The organism is Agrobacterium sp. GD03872, assembly GCF_029840625.1.
Taxonomy (GTDB): Bacteria; Pseudomonadota; Alphaproteobacteria; order Rhizobiales; family Rhizobiaceae; genus Agrobacterium; species Agrobacterium fabrum_A.
On sequence record NZ_JAOCCY010000003.1, the window covers coordinates 60,369 to 78,365 of the forward strand.

The window sequence follows — 17,997 nt, forward strand, 5'->3', positions numbered from 1 at the left end:
CCTTAGAACGGGATATCGTCGTCGATGGTCTTGGACGAGTTGTCCTCGCCGCTGTCCTCACCGAACTCACCCGCGTTGTCTTCTGCGGTCGGCTCTTCGTACTCGTAGCCGTCCTCAGCACCGAAGCCGTAGCTCGATGCGGAGCGCTGACCACCAGAGACCAGCTCGATAACCTGCACAGCCTTCAGCTTGAGCTTGAGACCAGCAGCGCCAGTGCCTGGAATGAAGTACGGCTGGCACTCGAACGAAACCTTCGCCTCGGTACCGGACCAGATTTCGGGAACCTTGGTCATCGGCTTACCCTTGGCGTCGAAGATCGCGGGCTTGGCCGACCACTTCGTCTTGTCCTTGCGCTCGCCGCTGGCCGCCATCGCGAACTTGAACTCGATGTAGCCGGTCGGCTGCTCCGTGTCCTGATCGTAGAGCGTGGTGAAGAGATCGTTTTCCGTCACCTTACCGAGCTTCTTGCGGGTCTCGACCTTCAGCTCTTTGAACTTGGCTGCGGCCTCGGCCATCGCCTCCTGATAGTGAGGCATGAGCGATGCGATGAAGCGCTTGGTCTCGGGAGCGTCAGCTTCCAGAACCAGCTTTGTGGAATACTCGCCGTTCGGCTTCGGGTAGTCCTTCGTGCCGTAGTCAACCTTGTCGATCTTCGGGAACTTCAGGGGGCCGCGAGGGGAAATGAGCGACGGGTTCTTCTTGCGTTCTGCCATTTAAAAGTCCTGCTTGGAGAAATGAAAAAGCCCCCTCACCGGCAGGGCAAAGGGGCTTGGGAAACATCCACGAGTGGATGCAATTAGTTAAAGCTTGGCCGTCTTAACCGGGGGCTGAACGACGACCGGACGGCTGGCCTCGAAGGAAGCACGAAGCACATGGAAGGTGCCGCCGTGGTCATTCGCGAGGCGGGTAGCCTCATCATTCGCCGACTTGGCCGAGGTGTGGACACGTGGCTTGGTGCCGGGGAGATAGTTTCCGTTGTCCATCTTGGCGACGATGAAGCGGCCCAGTTCGGTGTTGATCGCCGGTTCAGCGGGGGTCGTGGAGGCAACCGGGGTCACTAACTCCAGTGTGGAAGTACGTGCGTGGGTGCCGGTCTCCTTAAACCACCAGCGATCGGTGCCGTGGGGTCGGTCGAGGGTCACAACAGAGAAGCCGCGAGCGAAGGTGTCGCCGTCCTTGTATCGAACTCGGTCACCGGCTTGGAATGCACGCTGTTCGACCGGCTGAGCCACAAGGTAATCTTCATGGACCTTGATCACATTGTCGAAGACGCCGCCCGTGAAGGTGACATTGTACCAGCCCTTTTCCAGAACCTCTTTGATCGAACCTTTCCGACCGGCCATGCCACGAGCGCCATAACCGACGATGCTCTGATAGGCGACCTTATCACCCACCTTGAACTTGCTCGGCTTCGCGACCTCAAGCGGATAGATTTCGAGAAGCTGATCGCGGAGTTGTTTGGCTTCGCTCGGAGAGATCGTTAGCGACCGCTCGGAGGTGATCAGGTTGACGTAGCTGTCGGAGCTGAGGGTCGCCAGCTCAACACTTCCGTACCTGCCGGAGTTATGGACAGACGGACGTACAGAAACTTTCTTGATGATTTGCGGCATGTTCTTCTCTCAGTTGTTGAGTGCTGATAAGCAGCGAGAAACAAAGCTGGCCGGAGGCTCAGGCTTGATGAGGGGGATGAGTGACCGGCCCCGAGTGAGGTACCGGACGTGCTTGCCAAGTCCCTGACAGGACATACAGCGGACACCAGTGGCGAAGACACCAGTGCCAAACATCTTCCTACCCATGCCATCACAGGTGCGGCAGCGGAGGAAGATAGGGACCGTGTTCGGTCGGTGGTGGTAGATCATGCCCCTCCTTGTGGGCAGTTGCGCTCAGCCTGACGCTCCAGTGAAGGGCGTGGATGTTCAGGCAGAAGGTGGTTGATGGAGTTGCCAAGTTGGACGTAAGGCTTGTCGGAAACCGAGACCTTCACGAACGCCCGCTTGCCGCTGTCAACGTTCAGTGACACCCGATGGATGACGGTCTGATCGAGGCGGTAGAGGTGGTTGACCTTGGCGTGTTCGCGGCGGTCACCGGCTGAGGGCAGAGCGAAGGTTGCCATTCGGTGGAAGACTTGCATCGATTCCTTATGGTCCTCGACCACCTTGAAGGGCCGGTCCGTGATGAAGAACTCAGTCGGGTTACGGTCGGCCCAAATGTAGTTCAGGTCACCTGTAAGGAAGCCATCACTGTGCCAGCCAGGACGATTGCCGGGGGCATCGGGCGTGACATGCAGAACCTTGACCGAAAGGTAGACGTAGCTGTCCTTCCAGCGCTGCCGCCCGTAGGTCTTGATCACGTCCATATAAACGCGGTCGATGACTTCCGTGTAAGGGTCGAGCTGCTTGGGTAACTGTTCGGCCACCGTGCCGGGCATCTTGATTGGCAGGTAAAGCCAGAACATCATCTCGGAAGTGTCGAGCTTCAGTTCGCCCAAGTCCTTCGGGGCTGCGCCGTAAATGGTAGGTGTGAGTTTCGTCATCGGGCTACGTCCTCGAAGATGTAAAGGCCCAACTCCTGCTGCACATGGATTTTGCAGAAGCCGATGTACTTGCCATCGAAGCTGTCAGGGATTGGAGCGCCGGTTTTGAATGCGCGGAACTTGCGGGTTTCATCGGGGGCGCGGGTATCGACCACCGCCCAAAGCCAGAACATGCCGCCCTGATCTTCCATGCGGATGATGTAAGCGCCTTGAGGAAGCTTCATCTCGAACTGTTCGAGGACTGGCATCTGGTATTTGAAGATGACCTTGCCCGTGGGGTTCGCCATCTTGGGACCGCGTGTTGAGGCGTCCCATTGGTCGGCCTGCTGAGGCTCAGGTACAACGACCCAGTTCTCTTTATACGCGGTGATACGATCACCATCATCGTCGATGATCTTGTAGTTACCTTCATCATCATAGCCGACAACCTCATACGGCTTGCCAAAGGTATGCCAAGGCGGGCAGAGATCGCGTTCTTTAAGTGTGACCTTCACGATGATCTCCTCAGTAAGCGAGCTTGAAATGGAAGCGACGAAGGGCAGCTACATCGTAGCCTTCTTCGCGGAGTTCTTGGGCGTGCTGGAAGGAGATGTTCCGTCCCTGATTCCAGAGTTGAATGGCGCGACCGAGCGCGCTCTGAGCCTTGGAGGCATCGGAGTTCGTCATGATATGAGACCTGCTGTTGAGCTATTTGCGGGGAGCGATGCCCACACATTGACGCTGCGAGAGGAGGCCCGCCGAAGGTGAAAGGAGGAAAGCCCTTCGGAGGCTCGCAGCGTCAATGTGTAGGCATCGACGATTGATTTGCTTAAGGGTGGGGTAATTGGCCGGGAGGTCCCGAGGACAGCCCGCGCCGTGATTTGCTTAAGGGTGGGGTAATCCCCCGAAGAGGGACTACCGATGGCGACATTCAATTCACTAGTGGATATTTTTAGGCAAAGAAAAACGGGCTATCGAGAACCTGATTGAGGTCCAAGTTGCCCTTCGGCGGGAGATCGGGGAGCGTGTCCCCTGTCTGAGCTTCGAGTTCCTCCTTGAACCTGCCCAAAACATCCACCTGTGAGTACATCAGGACAAACTCTTCGCGCAGATAGCGGGCCATGCTGGCTGCGTTGCCTGCGTGAGTGCCGTAGCTGTCGTGGATCATCGAGAAAGACCTAATCCCCTCGAAGTGGCACCGCATGATGGTCTTCATGAGATGCGCCGCATCGAGAGAGTGGACCCAGTTCGGGCTAATCCCGGACGCCTGACGGCGGCTGTCGATCTTCCCTACCCCATGTTGATACCGGAGTACGATGCGCTGAGAATTGAAGGTCGTGTCTACCTTCTTCACGGTCGGGACGCGGTAGGCTTGTTGGACGAGGAACCCTACGGGCGTTGTCCAGTTGATCGGAAGACCCTCAGACGAAGCAACCTTCGAAGCTTCCTGAAGCCAGTCCATAGCCTGCCGTGCCTTCACCACGACCTCGCCCACGCTATCCCAGATGAGACCGCCCATATATTGAGCCGCCTTGTAACCGAAGTCGTAAGGCTTGCCCTCCTCGTTGGTGGTGATGAAGGGGTACTCGACGGGGTTCTCCGTGCGCCACGGCTTGATGGTGTCCTCTTCGACCTGAGAGACGAAGCCGAACCGACGAGCGCCATAAGCGAGCGTCATCACGGGGCGCTTGGTCACCTTGCGGTTTACCTTCCCTGCCCATCCTTGTGCGATCAGCGCCACCTCTGCCATATCGCTCGTGACATCACGCTCGACCAGCTCAGCGACCAGATCAGCCACCCGCTGATAGATATCCTGAGGCTTCTCAGCCGGGATAAGGTTCACAGCGGCCCCGCCAATCTCGTCGAGGAGCATTGCGGAGAAGTTCTGGAGGCCATTGCAGGTGCCGTCCATCTGAACCGGCAGGCTGCTCTCGAAGCCGTACCCTTCGCGCTTGAACGCGGCCCACTCAAAGCAGAACGCGAGGAACTGCCATTGCTTGTCGGCGGTGGTCCAGAAGCGGAAGTCGTAGGGGTTCTCTGCACATGCGAGGATTTCAGCCTCGTGATCTCGAACCCACTGAACGCGGTCCTCAAGGCTGACCTTATCGTAGCCGAACATCCCTGCCCCGTGGATCGCCAGCCAATCGGCTGCCTCCTCGTTCAAGATCGGGACAACGTTAGCGAACGTTAGGAGACCACGCTGAATGTCCGAACCCTGAGGGGTCAGATAGAGAGGAAGCGGGTACGCACGGCCACGCCAGTCGAGGGTATGAGGGTAGTAGAACGCCTCCTCATCCTTGAACTTCTCGGCCACCCCAAGGGTACGCAGGAAGGCAGCTCGCTTGCCGCTCATCTCAGCGTTCTTGCGGTGTGTCTCGTGCGTCCTGGCCTTCCACTCCTTGAACTCCTCAAGCTGCTCCTCGGTCATGTCCTCAACAGACATGCGCTCCTTCCCATCAGGCAGCCAGTAAGGCCGCTGAGGAAGTGCCAGCTTGTCGTTCGTCGGCAACTCAGCCACGCCAGCGCCGCTCTCGTAGAGCGTCCGCATCACGTCCAGAACTGGGGTGTTGATCGCCCATGCGGTTTCCTGAAGCGCGTTGATGGCACCATAGACCTCGGTAAGGTCGCGGTTAGCCAGCTCTTCAAGATACTGGTGATTGTGCGTCTTCACCAACCGAAGGCGACGGAAGGCCGTGTAGTAGCCACCGTCGAAGGGCGAGGTCCACGGCTTCGGGGGAACGATAGTCGGCATGAAGATGGGGAACAGATGCTCAAGGCGTCTATTCTCCTCCTCGATCCATTGCATCGTCCGTTCGTTGCCGTCGAGGATTTGGAGGGTACCAAATCGGGAGGACAAGATATCCTTTTTTTCGACCAGCCCAGTTGCCGAGATGAACAAGTCCACCAGCTTCAGACCAACGAGGAGACGGTCCTTCTCAGGCCAGTCTTCAAGTTCGACGCCGAGGAGACGAGCCGGGAATAAGAGGTGAGACCAGCGACGCTTTTCGAGGGTCTCCTGATTTGCCTTCTTGAGGAACTTCTTATGCGCCCGGGGCATCTCCTCTTCGAACTTCCGGCTGTTGAATTCATTCTCCAGCATCGAGCCGATGGCGAGGCACGTTTTCGTAAGGTTCGACTTGCGGGTCAGCTCATCGAGAATGACGCGAGCTGTGATGTTCGCCACCGTGTCAACGTCGAACTTCGAGATGTAGGCGACCGCTGCGTGGCGACGACCGGCTTTCCCGCTCTGCGCTTCAGCGATGAAGGCGTTGATTGCTGCGACGACTTTCTCGTGGGCCTCGATCACCAGACGGTTGACGGACATTACGGAAGTCATGACGCCTTTCTCAGACGCCTTCTCAACAGATTTACGGAACCTCTGAATACCTGAAGTTCTCATTTCCTGTTCGAGTTCAAGCTGACGTTCGAAGAGGGGGTTTTCAAGGATGGTGGTCTCGATGGTCATTTTACGGTCCTCGTCTTTGCGTGGGCCAAAGGTTCCCCATCAGGTTCCCCTTAGAGGGGGCTGTCTGGGGGCTTTGCTTAAGGGTGGGGTAATTGGCTGAGCGCCGGATGAGCGGGCCTCAAACGAGGAAGGCTTTGCCCTCCCCGGCTCGCTGAAAAATGACACACGATGTGGCACGTACAGCCGAGTAATCAGCTGTATAATTCACACGTGAATACATTGAGGAAAAAGAAAAGCCCCAGTGAATGAGGCTTCTCAGTCGAGAATGAGGAGATTTACTTACAGGTGAATAAGACGCTTAGGTTGAACCTAAAACCAATGCGTCTACCAATTCCGCCATACCCGCACGTTGGGCGGCGGTATGTCACAATGTTCAGAAAGGGTCAAGCACGCCTTATCGCCGCCTTTCGTTTCCTCCGGACTTTTCTCATCCCCCGCGCCGGCGGGGAGAGGCAGCCGCGCTCTCCGGCCACTTGCCGCGGACGCCGAGGGCTGGGCCCCCGCGGCCAAACAGAGGCTGTTCCAGGCCGGAAACGGGAAACCGCACAGCATCCGCCCCTCGCCTTGCCGGCCGGCCCTGCCCGATACATCCGCATGGAAGCAGACAGGAAAAGCAGGCAATATTTATGCGGCTACAGTGACATTATATATAGCATCTCCCGCAACCGATATTGGCGGATTGCCCTCGCCCCCCCCGATTCAAGTCCGAGGTTCAAAGCTTCGGCGCTCCGCTCCGTATCCGGCCATCCCTCGCGGATTCGCAATGCCGACATCTATTCGATCACCAAAAGCACACAAATTGGTCACAAATTATGCATGAATCGCCGCAATCGGCTCGTTTTTCCGGCTTGCATTGCAATGCGTGCATAGGTGACATCTTGCTTTGTCTGTTTTTGTTTTGATTAAACCGATTATATTGGTGGCCATACAGAGATCAGTTCAGCCCCGGACCAAAGCCTCCCAAGACTGGCCGCAGAGACTGAACAGCACGAAGAGGAAGATGAAAATGAACATTGCACGCTCGCTCACCAACTGGCGCAAGTATCGTCAGACCGTAACCGAACTCGGCCGCATGACCGACCGCGAACTGAGTGACCTCGGCATTGGCCGTCAGGACATCCGCCGCGTCGCCAAGACCGCCGTCGGCATCTGATTATACGCCCCGCCGCTGATTGCGGCGGATGCGAGACGACCTACCCAAAAAGGCCTGAGGCTCCCGCCTCCGGCCTTTTTTCGTTTTGGGCGGCTCTCCGGGTCGAAGCGGCATTGCCACAACCGCCCGCAGGGTCGGCAGATGAAAAATGCATCGATGGCCGACCATTCACGCAGCGCCCGGATAGCATCCGCTCCCTCCCGACGCGCCTTTTTACACCGGAAAGCCCCTTTAGCGCCGCCAAAGGCTGCGAAACCCGTCAAAACCGCCTGAAACACAGGCATTTCCGCTCATATTTTGCTCAGAAGATATTCAAAGCCGCAAATTTAGCCGACATAGTGCACAAATGCATGGCAGTAGCCTAAATTCTGCACTGCACAACATGGCTTAATGTCTATATATAAACCTCAACAGCCGAGAGCACAGGGAAACGCTGAGCCGGCAGACGAAATCAACAGAGATAGATTGAGGAAACGACCATGAACCCCATCCGCATCGCAAAGAACTGGATCTCCTACCGCCGCACGATCAACGAACTTGGCAGCCTTTCCAACCAGGCTCTGAGCGACATCGGCCTGACCCGTTACGACATCCGTAACGTAGCAGCCCGTTCGTTCCGCTAAGGCGTAAACGATCGTCCCGCTGCCCGACCTCCAGGGCGCGACGATTGAGCGACAGGTAAAAGAAAGCGGCGCCTCTGGCGCCGTTTTTGATTCTCGGGGCACTCGGATCGCTGCAAACATATCAGAGATTCGCCCCTGCCCTGCGTGTCGCCTGCAAAAGCACTTCCCGCAACAGCGCCGCTTGTTTCTTCTCCCCGCCGGGGAGAAGGTGGCCCGAAGGGTCGGATGAGGGGGCAACGCCAGCGATAGACCGCACCCTCGCCCCCTCATCCCGCTGCCGCGACCTTCTCCCCGGCGGGGAGAAGAAACAAGCGGCACCCGCCCGTTCCACATCCCCTCACATCCCCCACCCGCAAAAACATTTGGCTGCCCCGGCCATGCATGCTAGTGCATCCGCAAACAATGCCGCGTCCTTCGGGACCCGTGCGCAACAATCACTCGAAAGACAGCCGCCGGACGGGAGCCTTTGCCCCGCGGCCGCCCATGGACGCCAGCATGCAAGACAAGACCACTTCTCCCATTCACGTCGTGGGCGGCGGACTGGCCGGTTCGGAAGCCGCATGGCAGATCGCTGAAAGCGGTGTGCCCGTCATCCTGCATGAAATGCGCGGCGTGCGCGGCACGGATGCGCATAAGGGCGATACGCTGGCGGAGCTGGTCTGCTCCAACTCCTTCCGCTCCGACGATGCGACGGCCAATGCGGTCGGCGTCATCCATGCGGAAATGCGGCTTGCCGGTTCTCTGATCATGGCCTGCGCCGACAGGCACCAGGTGCCGGCCGGCGGCGCGCTCGCCGTCGATCGTGACGGGTTCTCCGAGGCCGTGACGAAAGAGCTGGAAAGTCACCCGCTGGTGACGATTGTGCGCGAAGAGGTGAACGGCCTGCCGCCGAAGGAATGGGGCAACTCGATCATCGCAACCGGCCCGCTCACCTCGCCGGATCTCGCCGCCGCCATCCAGGCCGAGACGGGTGAGGATGCGCTCGCCTTTTTCGACGCCATCGCCCCCATCGTGCACCGCGACAGCATCAATATGGATATCTGCTGGTATCAGTCGCGTTACGACAAGGTCGGCCCCGGCGGCACGGGCAAGGATTACATCAACTGCCCGCTGAACGAGGAGCAGTACAACGCCTTCATCGACGCGCTGATCGCCGGTGACACGGTGGGTTTCAAGGAGTGGGAAGGCACGCCCTATTTCGATGGCTGCCTGCCGATCGAGATCATGGCCGAGCGCGGCCGCGAGACGCTGCGCCATGGCCCGATGAAGCCGATGGGACTGACCAACGCCCATAACCCCACGGTCAAGGCCTATGCCGTCGTGCAGCTGCGACAGGACAACGCGCTCGGCACGCTCTACAACATGGTCGGTTTCCAGACCAAGCTGAAATACGGTGTGCAGGCGGATGTATTCCGCATGATACCCGGCCTCGAAAATGCGGAATTCGCGCGCCTCGGCGGCCTGCACCGCAACACCTATATCGATTCCCCCATCCTGCTCGACCGCTCGCTGAAGCTGAAATCCCGGCCGGATCTGCGTTTCGCCGGCCAGATCACCGGCTGCGAAGGTTATGTGGAAAGCGCCTCCGTCGGCCTCCTCGCCGGCCGCTTCGCCGCCGCCGAACAGAAGGGCGAGGCCCCGAGCCTGCCGCCGGCCACCACCGCGCTCGGCTCGCTCCTCAACCACATCACCGGCGGCCACCTCTCTTCCGATGATGAGCCGGGCAAACGCTCCTTCCAGCCGATGAACATCAATTTCGGCCTCTTCCCGGAACTGGCGCCGGGCTCCATCGTCAAGCCGGAAGGCGTGAAGCGTTTTCGCGGCAAGGACAAGACGATCATGAAACGCCAGCTGATCGCGGCGCGGGCATTGCGGGATTGTGCGGAATGGCTCGACGTTTCCAAATTCGCGGCTGGAATCTAATTGCGCTGGCGGCGGTATAGTCCGCAACGACCGCCGTTACATCACATTCCATTTCCCAAAATCTGATTTGCCAGTCTGATAGGGATAATGCCTTGAAAAGAACGGGTTGACCGCGGCGACATATTCGAAGCTGATTGTCGTTCCGAACAAAATTGAAAACAGCGGCCGGTAGCTGTAACGGCCTGAAATAACGATGATCGCTTCCTTGGGGCCAAATCTGCCGTCAGTCACGGCCTTTTTCCACGGCACGTCCTCGGCCGAACCAAAGAAATTGTGCGGCTTGAATTGCTCCTTCGGCGCGGTACCGACCAACTCGACGCTTCTCAAGGTGAGATTGAGCTTGTCCATTTCAAGGATGCTGTTTCCGGAAATGATCGCGAATTGGGAAATACCCGTTCTAACCCGTGTCTCGAACTCCGGAAATCTTGCCGACCATCTGGCGGCATTGTCGATCACGGTTACAAAACGATCATAACTGATCCAACCTCGCCCGACTTCGACAACTACCGCCAGAAAGAGGATGAGGAGCGGCGCCAGAAGCGCCATCTCGACAGCCGCAGCGCCGGATCGGCAAGAAAAGAGCCGGGAGACGCGATACGAACCAAGGCCGATCATTCCGTCACCCGTACAGCCGTGACGGCCAGCGAAACGTTCTGCAGCTGACGGATGCCCCCAGACTTGGGCACAAGGAGATGTGTCGTGGGCATGATGAAATCCCAGTTGTAGCCGACCGCGAGTATATATTGGCCAGCAGAACTGCTCGGAGCCTGAAAGCGGTTCACGATCGGAAAGGAAATCGGCGTCGCCGCAATATCCTCATCGGCTATTGGCGCAAGCGTTATCTTCAGAGTTTCAGTATCCGCCGCCCCGATGAAGTTGTCTGCGATCGCACGTCGAAGTGCGTCTGCGGTCACCTGCTCCCGCTGTGTCGACGCCTTACGAAGATAGGCTATGCCCGCATTCGAGGCCGTCGACAGGTAGAGATGATAAAGGAGCAATAGGCCGATTTCCAATATTCCGAAGATCAGAATGAGGAAGACCGGCATCAGTATCGCAACCTCAACAGCTGCCGCGGCCTGCCTGTCACCGACGAAACGCCGATAAAGACCAAGCCGTGACATTTTGAAACGGGGGAACGTTCGACGGTTTGCCTGTCGTTTATCTGCGACGCATTTACCGGCGCTCATCGCCGTACCTTCCGATATATCTCAGCTCGAAGCCGGTGATGATGCCGCCGACGCTGTCGCTCAGTCCCGATGCAGCGATGGTGAGCTTGTAGACGGAATAGGTATCCACAGCGAATGTCTTCTGGTAGTAGCGCCACTTAATGGCCTGATCGATGGCATTTTCCATGCCGGGACCCTGCCGCATGTTGAATACCTCTTTTACGACGCCCAATTGAGGTCGAAGCTGCTGAAGGGTGACGTCGATACCGTTCGTCTGCTCCGCCGTGATCGGCTTTTTGGCATCCGACGGATTTGGAAATTGGCTCTTTCGACCGTTGTACCAGACCGATATCTCATATTGACCGGGATGAAGCTCCACTGTTTTGAATATGGAGCTGTTTGCGTCCTTCCGCTTCTTCCCCCCCTGCGTGACCGTTCCCCAATCGCTGTCCAACTCAATCACATAGCGCGTAGGCAAGGAAGTATTGTTGCCCGTGGAGTAATCGATCAGATCTTTGCGAGTAGCCGCCGCCTTGTTTGAATCTTTAGTGCCGCATGCCTTGTCGTTGGCGGTTTCTTTGTCTTTCTCGATTTGTTGCGCGAATCCGTTCGGGTAACCTTCCCAGTCGTGAATTTTGCGGCAGCAGGGACTGCTCCAGTCCTGCAACTCGATGCCGGGACCTGTTCCACCGTGCCAACCCACCTCGGTATATGGGTAAATACCCCAACAACCGCCGGGTGTAGTCGTCGAAATACCGTTTTTGAGGACGCGCTCGTTATCGAGTGAGGTCTTTTCAAAATCATTATTGACCAGCACTTCTCCGTCATAAGGATAAGGCGGGATACCCTCACACGTGTAGTTCAAACGATACTTAAGTTCATCGAGATCGAACATCTTCGCGAAGGCCAGTTTATAGCCGAACTCGGCGCTGACATCCGTACGCAGCCAATCAATGACGACATCGCGACCGATCACCTTCTGCTTTGTAGACTGGATCATCGCATCGAAAGTCGAGAGCACGGCTTGACGACGATCCGCGTCTTCAGGCGTATCCGTTCGCGTCGGCTTGGTCGAGCGTTCACACGCAAGCGCCATGACACGCTTTGACTGGTTATAATAGGCGAGCGCCCGGCCGCCTTCGAAAAGCAACCCCAGCAGGATGATGAAGACCGGCAGCAGCAGCGCGGTCATGATGGCGAAGGCGCCCATGCGGTCTTTGAGGAGCGACGAAAACAGGCCCCTTTTACATGCTGTCTTTTTTAATCGCCTGCTCATCATCAAAACACCGTCTCATGTCGCTCGTCGCCACGGGAAAGACGCGCTGTGAAAAGCGGCGGACATGGCTTTATGCGACGCTAAAAATACCCGGCTGTCGCCGGTCGCTTGAAAATTGCTCGTTGATCGCCGGCGGGGCCGCTTTTCGGGCAACTTTGCCTGACCACTAAAAATGCAGGGGTCAAATAACACGGAAACCGTAAAGCAAAGCTCAACCGGACATCAAAAATATGAAGCAAATTCATATGCTTAGTTTATCAATAAGTAAATTAGAGGATTGACATCAGAGCATCTGGCCGAGCAATCGAAGCGTGGGATTTGCAGCCACGGCTTTCCCTGAAAACACAAACCGGGCTTTGCCCCTTGTCCCTCCAGCCAAGCTCGGGCAAAACAAGCCCTGTTCAATCACAAGACAATGCCAGGAGATAAGATATGGACGTTCGCGCCGCAGTTGCCATTCAGGCCGGAAAGCCGCTTGAGGTCATGACCGTTCAACTCGAAGGCCCGCGCGCCGGCGAAGTGCTGGTTGAGGTCAAGGCGACCGGCATCTGCCATACGGACGATTTCACCCTGTCGGGCGCCGATCCGGAAGGCCTGTTCCCGGCCATTCTCGGCCATGAGGGCGCGGGCGTCGTCGTCGATGTCGGACCGGGCGTCACCTCGGTCAGGAAGGGCGACCATGTCATTCCGCTCTACACGCCGGAATGCCGCGAATGTTATTCCTGCACCTCGCGCAAGACCAATCTGTGCACCTCCATCCGCACCACCCAGGGTCAGGGCGTGATGCCCGACGGCACCTCGCGCTTCTCGATCGGCAAGGACAAGATCCATCATTATATGGGCTGCTCGACCTTCTCGAACTATACGGTCCTGCCGGAGATCGCGCTCGCCAAGATCAATCCCGACGCACCCTTCGACAAGGTCTGCTACATCGGCTGCGGCGTGACGACCGGCATCGGTGCTGTCATCAACACCGCCAAGGTTGAGATCGGCTCCACCGCAATCGTCTTCGGCCTCGGCGGCATCGGCCTCAACGTGCTGCAGGGCCTGCGCCTTGCCGGCGCGGACATGATCATCGGCGTCGACATCAACCCCGACCGCAAGGCCTGGGGCGAGAAGTTCGGCATGACCCACTTCGTCAACCCGAAGGAAGTCGACGACGACATCGTGCCCTATCTCGTCAACATGACGAAGCGCAACGGCGACCTGATCGGCGGCGCGGACTATACCTTCGACTGCACCGGCAATACGAAGGTCATGCGTCAGGCGCTGGAAGCCTCGCATCGCGGCTGGGGCAAGTCGGTCATCATCGGCGTTGCCGGCGCCGGCCAGGAAATCTCCACGCGCCCCTTCCAGCTCGTCACCGGCCGCAACTGGATGGGCACCGCCTTTGGCGGCGCACGCGGCCGCACGGATGTGCCGAAGATCGTCGACTGGTACATGGAAGGCAAGATCCAGATCGACCCGATGATCACCCATACGATGCCGCTCGAAGACATCAACAAGGGTTTCGACCTGATGCATAAGGGCGAAAGCATTCGCGGCGTCGTGGTCTATTGATCGGATAAACATGGAGGCGGAGGCGCGCATAAGCGGACGCGTCCGCCTTTCATGCAAATGTGATCGCCGCCAACCTCCTGCAGCCATTGCGATTAACGGGACGGTAAATTTATCGGCGTAAGCCAATACTACGCGGTGGAGTTGAATGTCCCTCCCCGGCAGAAACGACGCCAGCCAGCGGAGAGCGACACTGAAAATCGTACCGATCGACAACGGAAACCGCGTCGCCGCTGTTGCCCTTTTGGCGAAAGGTTTCCCGGAAAAGAGCGAGGCCTTCTGGTCTCGCGGTTTGTCGCTCGTCAGCGAACATCACGCGCGGCGCGAACTGGGGCCGATCGGACAATTGCTGATGAAGGGCGACGATGCCGCAGGCGTGCTGCTGACGCTCAGAAGCCGCCTGCCCGGCACGGGCAGGATCGTCGTCAATCTGTCGAGCTGGTATGTCGAGCCCTCCTGTCGCTGGTTCGCACCGCGCATGCTGCAGATGGCCTCATCCAGCGACGACGAAATCTTCACCGATCTCACCCCCTCTCCCGAAGCCTGCAAGCTGAATGAGAGGCTGGGCTTTGCGACGGTGACCGACTGCACGCTTTTTTATCCGCTGCCCTTTGCAGCGCTTCGCCCGGCAAGCGCGCGGCTCCGCCCGCTTGCGGAAATAAACCCGGAAACAATCGCCGCCGACACGCGCGAGATGCTGGAAGACCATGCCCGGCTCGGCTGCATCGTGGCCGTGATGGAGGCGGAGAACCGGCACTACCCGCTGGTCTTCCTGAAAACCACCACCAAAAAACTGCCGTCGGCGCGCCTCATCCATTGCGACGACCGGAAGGTCGCGCAAAGGCACCTATCCGCAATTGCCCGTCACCTTCTTCGCCATGGCCGGCTTGCCCTGACCATGGCTGCACTTGGCGAAGAGCGAGAGATCGGCGGGTTTGCAGCACATAAATCTGCACCAATACAAGTAAAAGGCGCATGGAACCCACGATTTATTAACGAAGCATACTCAGAGTTGGTTTTATTGCCACCGTAGGTATTTTAGTGAACCCTGTGCTAACCGACGGAAGCTTGGCCGTTAAAGACAAGGCGCCAATCCGGACGGTCTTATGGGAAACACGAGGGAAATCGGAGAACAAGCATGATTGCAGCGAAAAAGAACGAAATCGACGTTGCCGATACGATCTATTCCTATCTCTCGAACCGGTTTCCCGCCTATGCCCCCTTTTCCGCCGATACGCTGCTTCTCGAAGGCGGCGTGATCGATTCGCTCGGTTTCCTCGAATTGATGATCTTCCTCGGCGAAGGTTTCGGCATCATGCTCGATGACGAACATTTCACGCCGGAAAATCTCGGCACGCCGGCCGATCTCATCACCTTCGTCCTCAGGGAACGGAGGAAATGACACCCCATTTCCTGCTGCACCACCTTCTTGCCGCCCGCGCGGCGAGCGACGATCAGGCCCTCGTCCACAAGGACCGATCACTGAATTATCGCGAATTCGCGCAGGCGACGGCGAATTGCGCGGCGGCATTGCAGGAAGCCGGAGTGGAGCGGGGAGACCGCGTCGTCATCTATCTGCCGCGCGGCATCGAGGAATGCTGGTCGATCTTCGGCGTGAGCATGGCATCCGGCGTCTTTGTGCCGGTCAATGCGCTGCTGAAAGCGCAGCAGATCCGCCATATCGTCAGGGATTGCGGCGCGAAAATCGTCATCAGCAACGCCGCGATGATGGATGAGCTGAAAGCGGCGCTGGAAGGCCTTCCAGATGTCACGGTGCTGCTGACGGAAGAGATCGAAATCCGTGCCGGCGCACCCGCCCGCCCCTCGGCGGCAATCGGCGAGGACCTGGCCGCCATTCTTTATACTTCCGGCTCCACCGGCTCGCCCAAGGGCGTGATGCTGTCGCACCGCAATCTTCTGGCCGGCGCGCGCATCGTGCGGACCTATCTGGAGATTACCGGAAAAGACCGCATTCTCTCTCTCCTGCCCTTCAGTTTCGATTATGGCCTGAACCAGCTGCTGACGGCGGTGGAACAGGGCGCAACCACTGTTATCTCCACTTTCCGGCTGGGCGACGAGATCGTCCGCGACCTGCGCGACCATGCCATCACGGGTCTCGCCGGCGTGCCGACGATCTGGGCGATCCTCACGAAAGCGGCCCCGTCGCTTGCAAAAACGCCGTTGCCGCATCTGCGCTACATCACCAATTCCGGCGGACGCGTGCCGCAGGAAACCGTAAAAGCGCTGCGCGAGAAGCTGCCGGATACAAAAATCTACCTGATGTACGGCCTCACCGAAGCCTTTCGCTCCACCTTCCTGCCGCCCGATGAAATCGACCGCCGCCCGACCTCCATCGGCAAGGCCATTCCCGAATGCGAAATCTTCATCGTCACCGCCGAGGGACAGAGGGCAAAACCGGGTGAACCCGGCATTCTCGTCCATCGCGGCCCGACCGTCTCGCTGGGTTACTGGAACCGGCCGGAAGACACGGCAAAGGTGCTGCGTCCCCACCCCTTCATTCCGGCGACGCTGGGCGGCGAAACCGTGTGTTATTCCGGCGATCTGGCCGTGGAGGACGAGGATGGTTTCTTCAGCTTCGTTGCCCGCAACGATGCGATGATCAAATCGTCGGGCTATCGCATCAGCCCGACCGAGGTCGAGGAAAGCCTGATGTCGACGGGGCTTTTCCAGCAGGTGGCCGTCATCGGCCTGCCGGACCCGTTTGCCGGCGAAAAGGTCCATGCGGTGGCAACCTCGGCCAATGAGAATATCGATGTTTCTGCCGCGCTGAAGAAGGCTGCCGAAATGCTCGCCCCCTTCATGATCCCCCGCGCCATCGAACTGGTCGAGCGACTGCCGGTAACGGCGAATGGCAAGGTCGATTACCGCGCGCTGGTGCGCGAACGGACGGACAATGGCGCCAACGGATAAACCCCAGAGCCACGGCCCGGCCTTTGCGGCAGGGCAATTCGATATCCACGGAAACGATCTGGTGATCGGCGGACTTCCCGTGCGCGATATCGTCGCCGAAACCGGAACGCCGTGCTTCATCTACGATGCCGGCGCCATGCGCCGCGCCTATCGTGATCTCGAAGCGACGCTCGCCGGTTTTGCCGACATCTATTATTCGGTGAAGGCCAATCCCCTGCCCGCCATCGTCTCGCTTTTCCGGCAGGAAGGCGCCGGTGCGGAAATTGCCTCCGTCGGCGAATATCGCGCCGCCCTCAAGGCGGGTGTCGCACCTGGCAACATCATCTTCGCCGGCCCCGGCAAGGGCATGGCCGAACTGCGCGAAGTGATCGAGGGCGGCATCGGCGAAATCCACATCGAAAGCGCCGAGGAAATCGACCGCATCGAGGCAGTCGGCAGGCCGGTAAAGGCTTCGATCCGCATCAATCCGGTGCCGGATGCGCAGGCGGGCGCCATGCGCATGGGCGGCAAGGCCACGGCCTTCGGTTTCGATGAGGAAGAGCTGGAAAACGTCCTGCCGCTCTTCAGGGATGCCCGCCATATCGATCTCGTCGGCGTCCATATTTACGGCGGCACGCAGATTCTCGATGCCGACATGCTTGTCTCCCAGTGGAGACACGGCATTTCCCTTGCCGCGCGCATGGCCGAGATGCTCGGCAGGCCGCTCGAAACCATCGATCTCGGCGGCGGTCTCGGCATTCCTTATTTCGCAGGCGAAACGCCGCTCGACCTTGAAAAAGTCAGTGCCGCCATTGCCGACCTCAAGGCGCTTGTGAAGGCGCATCCGCTGATAGCTGACGCCCATGTCATCGTCGAACCCGGCCGTTTCCTCGCCGGTCCCGGCGGCCTCTATGTGGCGGAGGTGAATTCGGTAAAGACCTCGCGCGGCACCACCTTCGTGGTGACGGATGGCGGCATGCACCACCATCTCGCCGCCTCGGGCAATCTCGGCCAGATCGTCAAGCGCAACTACCCCATCGTCGCACCTGCCATGATGCAGGCGGAGCATCAGGAGACGGCAACCATCGTCGGCCCGCTCTGCACGCCGCTCGATACGCTCGCCCGCAATGCGGCGCTGCCGAAACTCAAGGCCGGCGATCTCCTCGCCATCCTGCAATCGGGCGCCTATGGCGCCAGCGCCAGCCCTGCGGGTTTTCTCAGCCATGCAGCGGCGAAGGAAGTGCTGGTGGAGGATGGCGTGTTTGAGGTGATCGGGCGCTGAGGGCGCGAAAGCCGGAGTCCATTTTTCTACGGATACACATCTGGTTGCTTACGTCATAGCTTCCTCCCCCCTCATTCCTGTGCTTGTCACAGGAATCCAGTCGACGCACGTCCGTGCGGCGGGGAAAGT

Annotated in this window: 17 protein-coding genes; 8 read left to right on the forward strand and 9 right to left on the reverse strand. The window is 58.6% G+C overall.

Features of this window, described 5'->3' with window-relative positions:
- Window positions 1–2: 2 nt before the first annotated feature.
- From N5D22_RS07800 to N5D22_RS07825, 6 genes are all read right to left on the reverse strand, one after another.
- Window positions 3–713 carry an ssDNA-binding protein gene (locus N5D22_RS07800; RefSeq protein WP_065656086.1) on the reverse strand — a complete coding sequence of 237 codons (711 nt, stop codon included), beginning with the start codon at window positions 711–713 and terminating at the stop codon, window positions 3–5.
- Between the two features lie 87 nt (window positions 714–800).
- Entirely contained in the window at window positions 801–1,610 is an 810-nt protein-coding gene (locus N5D22_RS07805; RefSeq protein ID WP_279658745.1) for a hypothetical protein, read from the reverse strand.
- 245 nt (window positions 1,611–1,855) lie between these two features.
- On the reverse strand, window positions 1,856–2,533 hold the full coding sequence (locus tag N5D22_RS07810) for a hypothetical protein (RefSeq protein ID WP_279658744.1): 678 nt from the start codon (window positions 2,531–2,533) through the stop codon (window positions 1,856–1,858).
- On the reverse strand, window positions 2,530–3,027 hold the full coding sequence (locus N5D22_RS07815; RefSeq protein WP_279658743.1) for a hypothetical protein: 498 nt from the start codon (window positions 3,025–3,027) through the stop codon (window positions 2,530–2,532). Before N5D22_RS07815 ends, N5D22_RS07810 begins: the two co-directional genes overlap by 4 nt.
- 10 nt (window positions 3,028–3,037) lie before the next feature.
- A complete protein-coding gene (locus N5D22_RS07820) occupies window positions 3,038–3,199 on the reverse strand; it encodes a hypothetical protein (RefSeq protein WP_158006748.1) in 162 nt (53 codons plus the stop codon).
- A gap of 265 nt (window positions 3,200–3,464) precedes the next feature.
- Window positions 3,465–5,978: a DNA-directed RNA polymerase gene (locus N5D22_RS07825; protein WP_279658742.1), complete on the reverse strand. Its 2,514-nt coding sequence runs from the start codon at window positions 5,976–5,978 to the stop codon at window positions 3,465–3,467.
- Window positions 5,979–6,984: 1,006 nt separating this feature from the next.
- On the opposite strand from N5D22_RS07825, the gene N5D22_RS07830 reads away from it, so the two are divergent.
- The 3 genes from N5D22_RS07830 to trmFO all read left to right on the forward strand — a co-directional run bounded on the left by N5D22_RS07830 (window position 6,985) and on the right by trmFO (window position 9,677).
- Window positions 6,985–7,131 carry a DUF1127 domain-containing protein gene (locus N5D22_RS07830; protein WP_269827621.1) on the forward strand — a complete coding sequence of 49 codons (147 nt, stop codon included), beginning with the start codon at window positions 6,985–6,987 and terminating at the stop codon, window positions 7,129–7,131.
- 479 nt (window positions 7,132–7,610) lie between these two features.
- Window positions 7,611–7,754 (forward strand): DUF1127 domain-containing protein, encoded by a 144-nt coding sequence (locus tag N5D22_RS07835; protein WP_003495735.1) that lies wholly within the window; start codon window positions 7,611–7,613, stop codon window positions 7,752–7,754.
- Between the two features lie 483 nt (window positions 7,755–8,237).
- Window positions 8,238–9,677 carry a methylenetetrahydrofolate--tRNA-(uracil(54)-C(5))-methyltransferase (FADH(2)-oxidizing) TrmFO gene (gene trmFO / locus N5D22_RS07840; RefSeq protein WP_279657306.1) on the forward strand — a complete coding sequence of 480 codons (1,440 nt, stop codon included), beginning with the start codon at window positions 8,238–8,240 and terminating at the stop codon, window positions 9,675–9,677.
- 36 nt (window positions 9,678–9,713) lie between these two features.
- Here the strand turns inward: trmFO and N5D22_RS07845 are convergent, their stop codons facing one another.
- The 3 genes from N5D22_RS07845 to N5D22_RS07855 are packed head-to-tail and all read right to left on the reverse strand — an operon-like array spanning window position 9,714 to window position 12,053.
- Window positions 9,714–10,292 (reverse strand): TadE/TadG family type IV pilus assembly protein, encoded by a 579-nt coding sequence (locus N5D22_RS07845; protein WP_279657305.1) that lies wholly within the window; start codon window positions 10,290–10,292, stop codon window positions 9,714–9,716.
- A complete protein-coding gene (locus tag N5D22_RS07850; protein ID WP_279657304.1) occupies window positions 10,289–10,864 on the reverse strand; it encodes a TadE/TadG family type IV pilus assembly protein in 576 nt (191 codons plus the stop codon). Before N5D22_RS07850 ends, N5D22_RS07845 begins: the two co-directional genes overlap by 4 nt.
- Window positions 10,851–12,053, reverse strand: a complete 1,203-nt coding sequence (locus tag N5D22_RS07855) for a pilus assembly protein (protein ID WP_279657303.1) — start codon at window positions 12,051–12,053, stop codon at window positions 10,851–10,853. Before N5D22_RS07855 ends, N5D22_RS07850 begins: the two co-directional genes overlap by 14 nt.
- Before the next feature lie 498 nt (window positions 12,054–12,551).
- Here N5D22_RS07855 and N5D22_RS07860 point away from each other — a divergent pair, with 498 nt between their 5' ends.
- The 5 genes from N5D22_RS07860 to N5D22_RS07880 all read left to right on the forward strand — a co-directional run bounded on the left by N5D22_RS07860 (window position 12,552) and on the right by N5D22_RS07880 (window position 17,868).
- Entirely contained in the window at window positions 12,552–13,679 is a 1,128-nt protein-coding gene (locus tag N5D22_RS07860) for an S-(hydroxymethyl)glutathione dehydrogenase/class III alcohol dehydrogenase (protein ID WP_279657302.1), read from the forward strand.
- Window positions 13,680–13,968: 289 nt separating this feature from the next.
- On the forward strand, window positions 13,969–14,709 hold the full coding sequence (locus N5D22_RS07865) for a hypothetical protein (RefSeq protein WP_347881156.1): 741 nt from the start codon (window positions 13,969–13,971) through the stop codon (window positions 14,707–14,709).
- Between the two features lie 105 nt (window positions 14,710–14,814).
- Entirely contained in the window at window positions 14,815–15,078 is a 264-nt protein-coding gene (locus N5D22_RS07870; RefSeq protein ID WP_279657300.1) for an acyl carrier protein, read from the forward strand.
- Window positions 15,075–16,607 carry an AMP-binding protein gene (locus tag N5D22_RS07875; protein ID WP_279657299.1) on the forward strand — a complete coding sequence of 511 codons (1,533 nt, stop codon included), beginning with the start codon at window positions 15,075–15,077 and terminating at the stop codon, window positions 16,605–16,607. Before N5D22_RS07870 ends, N5D22_RS07875 begins: the two co-directional genes overlap by 4 nt.
- Entirely contained in the window at window positions 16,591–17,868 is a 1,278-nt protein-coding gene (locus N5D22_RS07880; RefSeq protein ID WP_279657298.1) for a type III PLP-dependent enzyme, read from the forward strand. Before N5D22_RS07875 ends, N5D22_RS07880 begins: the two co-directional genes overlap by 17 nt.
- Window positions 17,869–17,997 lie beyond the last annotated feature (129 nt).

Excerpts from the sequence above, each read along its gene's own strand:
- N5D22_RS07800 (WP_065656086.1), bottom strand. The coding sequence starts at position 713 with ATGGCAGAACGCAAGAAGAACCCGTCGCTCATTTCCCCTCGCGGCCCC.
- N5D22_RS07805 (WP_279658745.1), bottom strand. The coding sequence starts at position 1,610 with ATGCCGCAAATCATCAAGAAAGTTTCTGTACGTCCGTCTGTCCATAAC.
- N5D22_RS07810 (WP_279658744.1), bottom strand. The coding sequence starts at position 2,533 with ATGACGAAACTCACACCTACCATTTACGGCGCAGCCCCGAAGGACTTG.
- N5D22_RS07820 (WP_158006748.1), bottom strand. The coding sequence starts at position 3,199 with ATGACGAACTCCGATGCCTCCAAGGCTCAGAGCGCGCTCGGTCGCGCC.
- N5D22_RS07825 (WP_279658742.1), bottom strand. The coding sequence starts at position 5,978 with ATGACCATCGAGACCACCATCCTTGAAAACCCCCTCTTCGAACGTCAG.
- N5D22_RS07830 (WP_269827621.1), top strand. The coding sequence starts at position 6,985 with ATGAACATTGCACGCTCGCTCACCAACTGGCGCAAGTATCGTCAGACC.
- N5D22_RS07835 (WP_003495735.1), top strand. The coding sequence starts at position 7,611 with ATGAACCCCATCCGCATCGCAAAGAACTGGATCTCCTACCGCCGCACG.
- trmFO (WP_279657306.1), top strand. The coding sequence starts at position 8,238 with ATGGACGCCAGCATGCAAGACAAGACCACTTCTCCCATTCACGTCGTG.
- N5D22_RS07845 (WP_279657305.1), bottom strand. The coding sequence starts at position 10,292 with ATGATCGGCCTTGGTTCGTATCGCGTCTCCCGGCTCTTTTCTTGCCGA.
- N5D22_RS07850 (WP_279657304.1), bottom strand. The coding sequence starts at position 10,864 with ATGAGCGCCGGTAAATGCGTCGCAGATAAACGACAGGCAAACCGTCGA.
- N5D22_RS07855 (WP_279657303.1), bottom strand. The coding sequence starts at position 12,053 with ATGGGCGCCTTCGCCATCATGACCGCGCTGCTGCTGCCGGTCTTCATC.
- N5D22_RS07860 (WP_279657302.1), top strand. The coding sequence starts at position 12,552 with ATGGACGTTCGCGCCGCAGTTGCCATTCAGGCCGGAAAGCCGCTTGAG.
- N5D22_RS07870 (WP_279657300.1), top strand. The coding sequence starts at position 14,815 with ATGATTGCAGCGAAAAAGAACGAAATCGACGTTGCCGATACGATCTAT.
- N5D22_RS07875 (WP_279657299.1), top strand. The coding sequence starts at position 15,075 with ATGACACCCCATTTCCTGCTGCACCACCTTCTTGCCGCCCGCGCGGCG.
- N5D22_RS07880 (WP_279657298.1), top strand. The coding sequence starts at position 16,591 with ATGGCGCCAACGGATAAACCCCAGAGCCACGGCCCGGCCTTTGCGGCA.